This is a genomic window from Arthrobacter sp. R1-13 (genome assembly GCF_054161475.1).
Map to the genome: position 1 here is coordinate 3,471,786 of NZ_CP096420.1, position 13,490 is coordinate 3,485,275.

Annotated in this window: 11 protein-coding genes; 6 read left to right on the forward strand and 5 right to left on the reverse strand. The window is 54.7% G+C overall.

Going from position 1 to position 13,490, the window contains the following annotated elements; genetic code table 11:
* Positions 1–3: 3 nt before the first annotated feature.
* Together M1D88_RS16080 and pdhA are read right to left on the reverse strand one after the other, a co-directional pair.
* Positions 4–1,116 (reverse strand): alpha-ketoacid dehydrogenase subunit beta, encoded by a 1,113-nt coding sequence (locus M1D88_RS16080; RefSeq protein ID WP_458111747.1) that lies wholly within the window; start codon positions 1,114–1,116, stop codon positions 4–6.
* Positions 1,113–2,357 (reverse strand): pyruvate dehydrogenase (acetyl-transferring) E1 component subunit alpha, encoded by a 1,245-nt coding sequence (gene pdhA, locus M1D88_RS16085; protein WP_458111748.1) that lies wholly within the window; start codon positions 2,355–2,357, stop codon positions 1,113–1,115. Before pdhA ends, M1D88_RS16080 begins: the two co-directional genes overlap by 4 nt.
* A 158-nt stretch (positions 2,358–2,515) precedes the next feature.
* Here pdhA and M1D88_RS16090 point away from each other — a divergent pair, with 158 nt between their 5' ends.
* Complete coding sequence (locus tag M1D88_RS16090; RefSeq protein ID WP_458111749.1) at positions 2,516–2,980, forward strand: Lrp/AsnC family transcriptional regulator; 465 nt, start codon at positions 2,516–2,518, stop codon at positions 2,978–2,980.
* Between the two features lie 68 nt (positions 2,981–3,048).
* Here M1D88_RS16090 and M1D88_RS16095 read toward each other — a convergent pair whose 3' ends face one another.
* On the reverse strand, positions 3,049–3,693 hold the full coding sequence (locus M1D88_RS16095; RefSeq protein ID WP_458111750.1) for a NeuD/PglB/VioB family sugar acetyltransferase: 645 nt from the start codon (positions 3,691–3,693) through the stop codon (positions 3,049–3,051).
* Between the two features lie 592 nt (positions 3,694–4,285).
* Here M1D88_RS16095 and M1D88_RS16100 point away from each other — a divergent pair.
* From M1D88_RS16100 to M1D88_RS16120, 5 genes are all read left to right on the forward strand, one after another.
* Positions 4,286–6,562: a glycosyltransferase gene (locus tag M1D88_RS16100; RefSeq protein WP_458114551.1), complete on the forward strand. Its 2,277-nt coding sequence runs from the start codon at positions 4,286–4,288 to the stop codon at positions 6,560–6,562.
* 50 nt (positions 6,563–6,612) lie between these two features.
* Complete coding sequence (locus M1D88_RS16105; RefSeq protein ID WP_458111751.1) at positions 6,613–7,233, forward strand: sugar transferase; 621 nt, start codon at positions 6,613–6,615, stop codon at positions 7,231–7,233.
* Between the two features lie 22 nt (positions 7,234–7,255).
* Positions 7,256–8,443 carry a glycosyltransferase gene (locus M1D88_RS16110; protein ID WP_458111752.1) on the forward strand — a complete coding sequence of 396 codons (1,188 nt, stop codon included), beginning with the start codon at positions 7,256–7,258 and terminating at the stop codon, positions 8,441–8,443.
* A complete protein-coding gene (wzy, locus tag M1D88_RS16115) occupies positions 8,436–9,854 on the forward strand; it encodes an O-antigen polysaccharide polymerase Wzy (protein ID WP_458111753.1) in 1,419 nt (472 codons plus the stop codon). Before M1D88_RS16110 ends, wzy begins: the two co-directional genes overlap by 8 nt.
* A gap of 269 nt (positions 9,855–10,123) precedes the next feature.
* Positions 10,124–11,182: a lipopolysaccharide biosynthesis protein gene (locus M1D88_RS16120; RefSeq protein WP_458111754.1), complete on the forward strand. Its 1,059-nt coding sequence runs from the start codon at positions 10,124–10,126 to the stop codon at positions 11,180–11,182.
* 49 nt (positions 11,183–11,231) lie between these two features.
* Here M1D88_RS16120 and M1D88_RS16125 read toward each other — a convergent pair whose 3' ends face one another.
* On the reverse strand, positions 11,232–12,161 hold the full coding sequence (locus tag M1D88_RS16125) for an NAD-dependent epimerase/dehydratase family protein (protein WP_458111755.1): 930 nt from the start codon (positions 12,159–12,161) through the stop codon (positions 11,232–11,234).
* Positions 12,162–12,209: 48 nt separating this feature from the next.
* On the reverse strand, positions 12,210–13,478 hold the full coding sequence (locus M1D88_RS16130; RefSeq protein ID WP_458111756.1) for a nucleotide sugar dehydrogenase: 1,269 nt from the start codon (positions 13,476–13,478) through the stop codon (positions 12,210–12,212).
* Positions 13,479–13,490 lie beyond the last annotated feature (12 nt).

A 13,490-nucleotide genomic window follows, 5' to 3' on the forward strand; every position in this document is an offset into this window, starting at 1 on the left:
GGATCAGTCTTCCCACTGGAGGTCGTCAACGGCGTCAAGGATTCGGTCCACGCCCGGCAAGTAGTAATGCTCCAGCTTGGGAGCAGGGTAGGGAATATCGAACCCGGTCACCCGCCGGATGGGTGCCGCAAGGTAGTGGAAGCAGCGCTCCTGCACTCTGGCCACTATCTCGGACGACACGGAAGCGAAGCCATGCGCCTCCGCGATCACCACGGCCCGGCCGGTCTTGCGGACAGAGGCGCTCACCGTCTCATCGTCGAAAGGCACAATCGAGCGGACATCGATGACTTCCAGCGAGCGTCCTTCTTCGGCGGCCGCAGCAGCGGCGGCGAGAGCGGTGGGAACTGTGGGGCCGTAGGCGATGAGCGTTGCGTCCGTGCCAGGACGGGCGACGGCGGCACGGCCTTCGGAGGAAGTGCCGCCGTCGAGGTTCGCCTGGTGTTCTGCTCGGAGGGCGTTCAGGTCAACCATGTCCTTGGACCAGTACAGCTTCTTTGGTTCCATGAACATCACCGGATCATCTGAGTCGATGGCCTCCCGCAGCATCCGGTAACCGTCCGCAACCGTTGCCGGGGTGAAGACCTTCAGACCGGCAGTGTGCGCATAGTAGGACTCAGAGGAATCGCAGTGGTGCTCGACTCCTCCGATGCCGCCGGCATATGGGACGCGGATTACGATCGGCAGCTTCACGGCGCCTTTGGTCCTGTTGTGCATCTTGGCGACGTGGCTGACGATCTGCTCGAAGGCCGGGTAGGCGAAGGCGTCGAACTGCATTTCGATCACGGGACGCATGCCATTGATGGCCATGCCAACAGCCATGCCAACGATGCCCGACTCCGCCAGAGGAGTGTCGAAACAGCGCTGCTCCCCGAAGGTTTTGGTGAGTCCGTCTGTAATTCGGAAGACGCCGCCGAGCATTCCGACGTCTTCACCGAAAACCAGGACGGTAGGGTCAGCGTGCATTGCATCGACCATCGCGGTGTTAAGCGCCTTGGCCATTGTGATGGCCTGCGGGCCGGACTCCTCCGCGGACGCTGCTGCCTTCGCCGCGGCTCGTGCGGTGGCAGCGCTGACGTTGCCGTTAACCTCTGATGAGGTGGTGATGGATGGACTCATCGTTCTGCCTCTTCTGTGCTGGCATCAACTGCTGCTTCTCGGGCAAGTTCGTCAGCGAGCATTGCTGACTGTTCCCGCAGCTGTGGTGTGGACTTTGCAAAGACGTGGCGGAAGAGTTCCTGCGGATCCACCGGCATGTCTTGGCCCAGTCCTTCGCGGAGTTGGGTAGCCACCGTCTCAGCTTTCGCCGTGATCCGGGCCTCTGCAGTTTCATCCAACAGCCCGCGTTCGGTGAGGTAAACCTGCATCCGTTTCAGCGGATCCCGGGCAGCCCATTGGGCCACCTCGCTGTCCTGGCGGTAGCGCGTGGCGTCATCGGCGTTTGTATGGGCCTGCATTCGGTAAGTGTGGGCCTCGACCAAAAGGGGGCCGGAGCCGCCGCGGGCTAGGCTCACCGCCCTGTCCAGCACCGCGAGAAGCGCGACGACGTCGTTGCCGTCCACACGCTCACCTGCCATTCCATAGCCCACAGCCTTGTGAGCCAGGGAAGGAGCCACCGACTGGTGGGCCAGAGGCACCGAAATTGCGTACTGGTTGTTTTGGACGAAGAACACCACGGGAAGGTGGAACACGGCCGCGAAGTTCAGGGCCTCGTGGAAGTCACCTTCACTCGTGGCGCCGTCACCGCACATTGCCAGGACAACTGTGTCTTCGCCACGGAGTTTGGCGGCATGGGCTACCCCGACGGCGTGCAGCAGTTGCGTAGTCAGCGGTGTGCACTGGGGGCCCACCTTGTGCTCGGTGGGGTTGTAGCCGCTGTGCCAGTCGCCCCGGAATATGGTCATGGTCTGAACGGGGTCGACTCCTCTGGCCATCACCGCAACGGAATCGCGGTACGTGGGAAAAATCCAGTCGCCCTCGGAAAGGCAAAGGGCAGCTGCCACCTGGCATGCCTCCTGGCCATGGCTGGAGGGATAAACCGCCATGCGTCCTTGGCGGACCAGCGCCGAGTTTTGGTCATTGACCCTGCGTCCGACCACCAGTTGCTCGTAAGCGGCGAGCAGCTCAGCGTCGCCCGGCAGCGGATACTCGTGGCCAGGCTGGGTGCCCTGCTCAGTGTGGTGTACCAATGCGCCGTCCTGGTCCACCATCTGAATGGGGTGCCGGGCGGGCAGCATGTAGTCCTCAACCGTGATACCGAACTTGCGTACAGCCTCGGTAACGGCGTCCTCGCCGGTATGTCCGGGCTGCCCCTCGGGTCCTGCCGGTTGGACGGCGGCGTGGTCTGCGGAGATCGTCATTGGTCAGTCCTTCTATAGCCACTATTCATTCCCAGTATCGTCCCGAAGGCTGTTTCGTATCCAGCGTCACAGTAAATCGTGGAAAACCGAGGCTGGATGGCCTACCCTGAAAGACAAATCGTAAGTGTGAGCTGGATTACGGGTAGAGGTGTAGACGAATGGCACAGAATGGAACTGCCCGAGGCGAAGTCCTCCTGGACGACGTGGACCGGAACATCATTGCCGAACTGACCCGCGATGGCCGGATGTCGGTGACACAGGTAGCGGAGAACGTCCATATTTCCCGGGCGCATGCTTACACGCGCATCGCGCGCCTGACCAGCGAAGGCGTGCTGACCAAGTTCACAGCCCTCGTGGACCCCATTAAGGCCGGCCTCAAGTCCTCCGCCTACGTAACGCTCAAAGTCAGCCAACATTCCTGGCGTGAGCTCCGGGAACAGCTCAGGACCATTCCCGAAATTCATCACATTGCCCTGGTGGGCGGGGACTTTGACGTGATCCTCTTGGTTCGCGCCCTGGATAACGTGGATTTACGGCGAGTGATCTTCGATCAGTTGCAATCCATGCCTGGCGTGTTGGATACCCAAACATTCCTGGTGTTTGAGGATCTGGATACGCGGTGACGTTAGACGACGGCAATCTCAGCAAGTGCAGGCGATGGACTGTCGCCGCTGTTACGGACAGGACTCTTTTAGCGGGCCGGGATCCCCTTGACAATACAATCCGGATTGACGCTGCGGGTAACACAAGCCGCAGCACCTACCGTGCTCCTTGCTCCGACTCTGAGACCTTGAAGAATAACGGCCCCCGCACCAACCAGGACTTCCTCCTCGCAGAGAACATCGCCGGAGATTACCGAACCCGGATTGACGGAAACAAAATCACCCAAAACGGAGTCGTGGCCAACGGTGGCATTCGGGTTAATCTGCACGTGCTTGCCCATGAGCACATTCGTCGAGATCTGCGCTCCCGAACATATGATGGATCCTGCGCCAACCGTGCTCAGGGAACCAATTGTCACGGACGGATGAATCGCCAGGCCCGGCGTATTGTCCGCATCACTAAATCGGGCGCTTATCAATCTTCTGGCTGTGGGGTTACCCACTCCCACCAGGTAGCAGGTCTCCAGCCCCCTTGCTAGCCATTGACTCTCGTCACCCAGATACTGGATACCGCTCCGACTCAGTCGGTCAATATTCTCGCTGCTTGGGCTCGAATCAACGACGCCTAAAAGGTCGTATTTTGGGCCAGACGCGGCGGCATTTTGCGCCAAAACCACATCAAGGGTTTCGCGACCGAAGCCACCAGCGCCAATTATTACAAGCGGAAGAGTCATGGTTACCACTATCGTATACGGACCTAACATGGCAAAGCTGTCGGCCTTTTTGCGGTCTCTCAGCACAGCGAGATGCTGTGCACGCGGTGTCCCGCCCCAATTCTAGCCATAACGAAATCCAGGAAGAGCGGCTAGTCTTTGGAGCAAGTAGACAAGAATTACCCCAGTCGAGGTCGACAGTTAGACGAAGGCGAAAAATGTCCATACCTAAGGCGCTTATCCGCAGAAGTCAAGACTTCACGCACATCCTTGCAAGCTTTGACCAAGACCCCATCGTGGCGGCCAAGAAACTACGGGTAACTGTTGACCAAAACTGCCGCTTCATATCCACGACACTCGCGAACTTTGGCTCTCAGCCTGTTGAAAAACAGAAGCATCTGCTGCGCCGGTTCATGTAATCCGCCAGCAATCGAATGCCAATGAAACAGTTTCAGCGGTTGTTCAACCAACACGGTGAAGGTACGATCAATACCCTTAATGAGCGAAAATGATGAAGCAGATTGCAAAGCCGCCGTCTAAGCACCCCTTACGCATAACACTTGTTCTAAAGACAAATGAAGGCGGTCTCTGGATACTTCCGCACGTCCAAGAAATGCTCCTGCGCGGTCATTCAGTGTCGGTCATCGTTCCACCCGGAGACGGCCGCTTGACTCGATCCCTCCGCGAAACAAACGTGAGAATCGTTCCGTCGAGATTTGAATTCAAGTTCTCACCTCGACCTAGTACCTTTTGGGGCCTCCTCCGACTTCGGGACCAGATCAAGGAGACCAGCCCGGATGTGCTCCATTATCATCTTTATGCGTCTGCATTGGCTACACGCTTGGCTGCCATCGGGTTGGGAATCCCGTCGGTACATATGGTGGCAGGACCGCTCTATCTTGATTCTGGGATTATTCGTTTTGCAGAACGCTTTCTTGTGACACGAGACACGAAGCTTATCGCTGGAAGCAGGAACACTGCTGATAGATATCTTGCACTCGGTTTACAACCTTCGAATCTGGACGTCGTACCTTATGGAGTGGACGTCGAAACCTTCCGATTGCCGACCTTTCAAGAGAAACTCGCGGCTCGTGATGAGCTTAATTTCTCTCAGGACTTGTTCGTCGCCGTCATTGTTGCTTACGTTTATGGACCGAAGAGACTGGTTCACGTTCATTCGGGAATAAAAGGACACGACATTCTTTTATCTGCTTGGAAGAGGTTTGCGATCAATAAAAAGGATGTAAAGCTACTATTGGTCGGAAATGGTTTCGACCGCGAGGGTGAGTTACACCGGCAGCAACTTATTGGCAGGTACGTGACCGGATCCACGGATGTCAGGTGGATAGAAAATGTTGAGGACGTTCGGCCGTACTACTGGGCCAGCAACGTGAGTGTCAGCCCATCGCTATCGGAGAATCATGGAGCAGCCCTTGAAGCCGGAGCAAGCGGCGTAGCACGTATTGTGAGCGACGCTGGCGGACTGCCTGAGACAACTGACCAAGCGTCCGGCTGGGTTGTTCCACGCGGAGATGAAGAAGCCCTCTTTCAGGCGCTCGAGCAAGCCTACAGCGAGCACCGTGCCGGCGCCCTGGAAGGCAAGGGGATCATCAGTCGTCAACAGACAGCTCAATACTTCGACGCAAAAACGAGCGCCACGAGAATTGTCGACGTCCTGGAGAGCGTTATCCGGACCCGTAGAGCACTCAGAGCCGTAACCCTGGTCAGCGAAGCCAGGCTCGGAATGGACAAAGCCGGACAGGTCGCAGCCCTCGATGCCGCTAGTGCCGCGGCTGCTTGGGAACGCTACTCGTTCCGGATCAACGACTTCAGGTTAGCTGCCCGGACCTCGCCCATTCATGGTTCCGGACGAGTGTCCCTGGGGTCAGTGGAGTTGGAGCGGCTACCCTATTACGTAGGCCTCGTTCAGCTGCTGCGAACAACGCCTGCACTCGTATTTCGACTGTGGAAAGTTGTCCATGGGTCACGGGTGCTCATTGCCAGGCTGCCGGGTCCTCTCGGTTTCATCACGATCATCTTGGCGAGGATTTTGTCGAAGCCAGTTTTCGTGGAAGTGGTAGGTGATCCGGAAACTGTTATTCGCCATCATTCATCTCGTCCGGTACGTGCGTTTGCGAAGACTGCGGGCTTTCTCATGCGCTATTGTGTTCGCACTGCTGACGGCACTCGATTTGTAACCCATAAGACACTTCAATCGCTCTATCCACCCAGACCAGATACCCCATCCCTGAACATGAGTAATGTTCAACTGCATGATGATGATTTTTGTTCAACATACATGCCTCGTAGTGCGCATTCATGGACTTTGACATGCATCGGGACACAAGAGACGAACTACAAGGGTCACGATATAGCCCTGGAAGCACTCACCTTTTTGAGGGATCGTGGTTATGACTGCACAATGGTGCTGATTGGTAATGGGGCCCTGCATTCAGACCTCCTGCATCTGGCACGCAAATTGAAAGTCACTAATTCCGTTACTTTTGTTGACAGCTATAGCTCTAAATCAGAACTCTGGAAGTTTCTGGATGCAACTGACGTCTTCCTCCACCCCTCCCGGTCAGAAGGACTACCCAGGGTGGTCCTCGAAGCAATGGCTCGCTCTCGTCCAGTCATTGCCACAACAGTCGGCGGACTACCAGAGTTGCTAAACGGCAGGCATCTTGTGCAACCCGGGAACGCCCAGATGCTTGCAGAGTGCATTCAGCGCATGCTCGATAATCCTCAGGAGGCGGAAACAGCCGCACGCTCCAACTACGTTGTGGCCAGAAGATACCACTACGAGGAACTGGAAAAGGTCTTTGATGAGTGGTGCGACATCGTATCCCACCGTGCACAACAGCAGAGCCATGTCGATCACGTTTCATAGTAGCGAACCTGAATGAATCAGCGGATGCGAGAGAGAAACTGATAATGCGCATGACCAATTTGAACACTTATGCCGTTACCAAACGATTATTGGACTTAGCGGTAGCATCTACCCTTTACTTTGCTACCTTGCCAGTTCAGGCGATAGTCGCAATATTAGTTCTCTTCGATCTGGGTAAACCGGTACTTTTCAGACAAGATAGGCCGGGTTTGGATGGTGAGATTTTCGTACTGCTGAAGTTCCGAACCATGAAAAATGCTACAAATAATGCCTCTGACGACGATCGAATTACGCGTCTTGGATCATTTCTTCGTTCAACGAGCTTAGATGAAATCCCCACTCTCATTAATGTCATTAGAGGGGATATGAGCCTGGTAGGACCACGTCCGCTCTTGACTGGATACCTCAGTTTATATTCGCCGCAACAAGCGCGGCGCCACCAAGTTAAGCCCGGCGTCACAGGGCTCGCACAAGTCAATGGGCGGAACCTGCTGACGTGGGAAGATAAATTTCGCTTGGACGTTCTTTACGTTGAGCAGAGATCCATGAAGCTGGACGTCTACATCCTTTGGAAGACGCTCTGGACAGTCCTCCGTCGCGACGGTATTGCGTCTCCAGGGCATGCAACTACACCAGAGTTTGAAGGCCGGCAGCATGAGCGTGATCAATGAACTATCACCTTCGTGAGAGTCCATGGATGACTACGACGATATGGAAGACGGGCCTGCCCGTCAAAGGAACCGAGAAGGCGGAAGCAACATGACATCGCCGGTGGTCAGCAGTACTGAGAAACGGAATAGCGGCGTCGCCCACATATTCAATCGTATGGATCCGGGCGGAGCGGAGCTTCGCACTGCTGAGCTGGTGAGCGAAGTCGGGGCCATATTTCACTTTTATGGCATCGGGGGCGGGTCGGGTCAACTCGATGAGGACCTCATCCGGCAGGGTCACACCGTCATCAACGAACAGCTGCGCTTGAAATCCATATTGAATTACTACAGATTCTTCCGTTCTGGGCGATATGTTGCTATTCACTCCCATCTAGGATCGGCGTCGGGCGTTGTAATGCTTCTGGCTCTCCTCTGCGGTGTGCCGCGCCGAATCGTACATTTCCGGAGCGACGGAATAGGTGGCAGCCGGCGACTTTCTAAAATGGCTCATTTGTGGGTTTCCAGAATCTTAATCCAGCTTGTTGCTACAGATATTCTTGGTGTATCACCCGGCGCACTTCAGAATGGGTGGAAAGCAACATGGCGCCGAGACCCGCGTTGCAAGGTGATTCCCAACGGATATGACAGCCAGAAGATGAGAAACCAAACATCGTTAGCTCTACGTACTACCCCTATCGAGAGCGCCCCTCTGCGGATAATCAACGTCGGAAGACGGCTTCCAGAGAAAAACAGGTTGCGGTCGATTGAGATCTGGCGAGAGCTGACAAGATCCTGTGACGCCACCTTGATACTGGTTGGCGATCTGTCCGAGAACGAGGAGCGTTTGTGTGCCGAACTCGGCAGGGAATCCGAAACGCGCTCAACAATAGACATCGTTGGTTTTACTTCAAGTCCTTTGGACCACATCTACTCCGCGGACGTGCTGCTTGTTACTTCCACCAGGGAAGGACTTCCGGGCGTGGTGCTCGAGGCCTTGGCCCTTGGCGTCCCGGTAGTCGCTAACGATCTTCCCGGGACCCGCTGGATACAACAGCAGGTTAGCGGCATTCAGATCTGTAACGTTAGTGAACCAAACCAGTCTTGGATCCGTGCCATTCATTCAGCGGCATCAACAAATAAGGATGCTATCCGCTCCTCGTTCGATGCGAGTCCTTTTCAGCTGAAGAGCGTTGTCCCCCAATTTATGGAGGTGTGGGGTCTGGATGGCTGATGTACTGGTGGCTAACCGAAGTCGGAGCCGGCTGGAGATTTTCGGAATTGTGTGGTTTTTGATAGCACTATTCATCATATTTCAGATACTCGAACTTCACCCCCCTCTGTTCTGGCTGGCCCTCGAAGCAGTGAGTTTGGTCGCGGCGGGTGTAGCAACGCTCAGCACTTCGTTTGTTCGAGGGTTCTGGTCCCCGGCGGTCCTCTTCCTACTCATAGTCGGGATCTTCCACGTAGGACTCGCCCCGTTTGCCATCTTCGACTGGGATCCGCTGTTTATCCGTCCTGATGACTACACATGGTTTTACGGTGAGGTGGGAAGACAAGCATTTTCGGCGGTAAATCTTTTCATGGCGAGTTTTGTATTCGCCGGCATTGTTGTCGCCTTGGCAACGCATAAACAATCCTCCCTCACGGAGCCTGTTCCAAGCAACAATGTGGGGGACGGAAGAACGGGCTTGGCGAAATTCGGCGCCCTAACGCTAATAGGGGGGGTTCTATATTGGTTCTACCTCACATATAACGCTGGCGGTGTAGGTATATTTTTCGGTTCATATATTTCCTTTCTTTCTGTCACTGCAAACACAAACCTTCCTGTTACATACATGGTCATTGGCCTGGGCTTGGGTCTAGCAGCGCTTGGCCACGACTTACGTCTCGTGCAACTCTCCCTCCTCGCGTTCGCGGCCTACGCTTTCATTGCCTTTTTTCTAGGTCTAAGGGGTGAGGTCCTCTTCCCTACTGCTGTCGCTGCGTCTGTTTTGGCATATCGGGCTCCTATGCCGAGGGGAGGTTGGGTCGTCGCAGCATGCGCCTTCGTATTGTCACTTATCAATGGAGCCAGGAACATTCGCGAGAGAGGCATTTCAGGTGGTCCAGTGGACGTGACAGCATTTAGCCCGCTTGAGGCGTTGGCTGAAATGGGATCATCCCTGAGGGTGGTCGCCCAAGTCATAATCTGGCACGAACACCAAGGTGAGGATTACCAGATGGGAGATACCTACACGGTCGCTCCTGTCAGATTGTTGGAGGGCCTCTTCTCTCCAGCAGGTACCATACCTGCCGGTTCTGATTTTCGACTGATGAACTCTGAAATAATGTCTAGGTCAGGCGCAATCGGTGGCTCGGTGATTGCCGAACCATTTCACAATTTTGGAATTATCGGCGTCGTACTCATTGCTCTATGTCTGGGCGTTCTATTCGGTTACTTCTCGCAGCGATCGTTTAATGTTGCTGTAGCTGTAGCTTACGTCTGTGTTGCGGTCCCACTCTTCAACCATATCCGCAACTCGTTCGTCCCAGTGCTGCCGTTCATCCTCATCAGTGGACTCGTAGTTGGATGCGTTTATTTATTCAACCAAAAGACTCCTAAACCAGACATCCCACGAAAACAAGTGCGGTCAATCCTATGAGGGGATTGGGCTTTCTAACTGGACCTACATCCAAGGTAGCTCGGTGGACCATTGCCGCTGTCGCGGCCTCAACCGTTACAGGCGTAATCACTGCTCGGTCACTCGGACCCGATTCACGAGGGACTCTTGCAGTGGTTCTCACCCTAGCTGGTTTAAGTGTCCTGTTAGGAGCACTCGGCTCCAACATCGCCGTCCGAACTCATCTTCCCCGGAAGCAATCGGTCGTCGCTGCGGACTATGTTCGACTCACAGGTCTATTGGCCGGGCTCGTGACAGTAGTTCTTGCCGTTGCTTACTTTGTTGCGTCCCAGACAGTGAAGGGAGGACTGGTTGATTTTGGGGTTGCATTCGCATTCGCTGCTTACGGGCTCGGTTATTTTTTCGCGGCCCAGTCGCTTGATTTACTCAATGCCCAAGGCTTTGTTAGTAAATCTGCGAAACATAATGCGTATGGCTCAGTATTATGTCTATTTTTTGTATTCGTGTGTTGGTTGCTAGATGGCAACCTTATCGCCGTGATCTGCGCCTATAGTCTGTCCGTCGTTTTCCAATTCCTGTTGACAGTGAGGACCTTGCGGCCCACTATCAAGGCTTCGAAGACTCACTCACGGGAGGGAATGCTGAAACTAACTGGAGACGGCCTGAAGTCCATGGGTCTCAATGTAGGGCAGCACTTGACCTACACTTCCGGCCTGATATTTTTGGCGATACTATCCACTCCAGCCCAAGTGGGTTTGTACGCCGTAGCCGCTACTCCTGCTGCTTTACTGCGCATCCCATCGAATGCAATGGGCCAACTATTTTTTCACCAGGCAGCATCGGATCAGGTAACTGGACCAAAGCTGATCGTTACACTCCTCAAGCTGACGTGCTTGCTTCTTCCACTCGCATCATTGGCCTGGTTCATAGCCACACCGGCATTCGTTCTTGTCTTCGGCGACGATTATGTAGAAGCCGTGGCGGCATTCAGGGTGCTCCTAGTCGCAGAGATAGCCCTCGCCCCCTTCCTCATTCTCGGACGGGTTCTGGTCGGAACTCAACGTATGCGGACCGCAAGCGCCGCCGGCCTGGTCGGTTTTCTGACGCTGGCAGCAGCTTGCCTTTTGTTAGTTCCATCCGGCGGAGCGGTTGGAGCTGCGTGGTCCGCTTTGCTGGCCTACCTTGCAATGTCCGCAACAACCGGGCTTGGCAGTTTGTTCATCTCTACCAATCCAACCCAGGCAAGTAGCGTCGACTCACGCACTCCCATGGGTGGGGTCGATAAGGACCTGAAAGAGCTAGACGTCAGTCCCAGGCCGCCAACCGTAAAGAAGTCTCGGCTGAAGTGAATGTACTAGATGGCACTGCAGTTCAACACTGTCTGCGTCGGCTCGCCGCTTATAAAGCCATGTACCACTCGTAGACTTCCTTGAGCGCTTGGACAAATTCTGGCTTTTCCACATCGGGCAGCAAACTGTCCAATAATGTCGAAGACGCCTGGGAATGTTTGACGTCCCCGGGCCGTGCTTCGACGTATTCGACTTCAATGCGTTTGGGATGCATCTCCTGCAATAGTTGAACAACGGCGTTGAGGGATGTGCGTGTGCCAAAAGCCAAGTTTACGGGAGTAGAACTGGTCGCTTTACGGGTTGCAGCCTTCGTTAGGGCGTCGGTCACTGCATGAATCGAAGTGAAGTCCCTGGATTGTTCCCCGTCACCAAAAATAGTTAGCGGCCTGTCATCTTTCAACGCAGCTAAGAACTTTGGGATAACGGCAGCGTAGACATGGTCGGCTCGCTGCAAGGGGCCGAAGACGTTGAAGAAACGGAACGCTATTGTTGAAAGCCCGTAACTACTGGAATAGGCATTTGCGTACGCCTCAGTAGCGAGCTTGGTAACTGCATAGGGGCTAAGCGGCAAAGTCGCTAGGGACTCGACTTTGGGAAGAGTGGGGTTTGCCCCGTAGACCGAGGACGACGAAGCCACACTAACGTGGTCAACACGGCATAATCTAGCCGCCTCCAATACGTGCAATGTCCCGTTGACGTTGACCTCATTCGTCGAAACGGGATCTTTGATGGAGCGCGGGACTGACGGAAGGGCGCCGAGGTGAACGATGGCGTTCACTCCCTCGCTAGCATGTAGGACGTCATCGAAATTACGGAGATCACCATCAATCTCTTGGATGCGAGGGGATGCGGAGACACGACGTACCCCTGTGACATAGTTGTCCAGCGTCCTCACCCTCTCTACTTCAGGCTCTCGTAGGAGGCGATTTACGAGATTCGTACCGATGAAGCCACAACCACCAGTGATAAGGATGTCCATTGCTCTCCTGTTTGGAAATGAGATAGCGAGTCTTCTCTAGCCTTAGGTCTAGAGGTGGTGTACCTTCGGCCCACGTACTCGGTGTTTGGTATCTAGAACGCAGGTCAGATCATTTACCACGCAGTCGTAGTCGAAGTAGTCATGGTCGGTCAGGAGCACCACAATATCGGCGTCCTTAACCGTTTCCTTCGACAGTTCCGCTTCAGCAACCCCTGTTGGCCAGCGGTGAGACTCAACATGTTTATCCACACCGCTTACAGTTGCACCAAATTCGCCTAACAGTTCGGCTACCCGAAGCGAGGGGGCTTCGCGGATATCACCCGTATTCTTTTTGTAAGCGAGACCGAGCAGAAGAACACGTGAGTTTTTCAGAGGCTTACCCTGCACGTTGAGTAACTCCATCATTCGCTGCACAACGTATTGCGGCATATTGTCATTAATGTCGTTTGCAAGCTCCACAAACCGGAAGTTTTGACCAAGCTTCCGACGAACTTGCCAGGACAAGTAGCTAGGATCTACGGGTAAGCAATGGCCCCCAACGCCAGGCCCGGGCGTGAATTTCATAAACCCGAATGGCTTTGTTCCGGCAGCCTCGATTGATTCCCAAACGTCGACACCTAGCTGATGGGCAAAGATTGCGAGCTCGTTGACCAGTGCGATGTTGACGTGACGGAAAGTATTCTCAAGTAGCTTGGTGAGCTCGGCCTCTTTGGGGGAGCTCACGGGAACTGTCTGGTTAACCATATCGTCATAGAAGCCCTTGACTTTTTCGAGGCAGAGAGCAGTCATGCCGGAAACCACCTTCGGCGTCTCGACAAAACCCCACGTCGCGTTGCCAGGATCTATACGTTCAGGGCTGTACCCGACATGAAACTGTTTGCCCGCTGTGAGCCCGGAGCCCTGCTGAAGTATCGGTACGAGAAGCTCTTCCGTCGTGCCAGGATAAGTCGTAGATTCGAGGACAACCACTGCACCGGGCTTGAGGTAATCGGCCAAAGACTTACTCGACTCCTCAATAAATGTTAGGTCAGGAAGACTTTCACGCAGCGGCGTCGGGACTGTGATCACGGCAACGTCAAATCCTTCGGCGGCTTCGTAGCTATGCGAAACTGCATACCGACCGGAATCCAAGGCCGCTCGCAACTGAACGTCAGACACGTCGTCCACATACGAATCACCGTTCTGAAGACTATTGACTCGATTCTTGTCCAGATCTACCCCCACGACAGAATAGCCAACCTCGACGGCACGCATTGCAACCGGGAGGCCCACGTAGCCCTGTCCTACAATTACTACTTTGCGGTCTTTGACTTTCATATCCCCATGTCC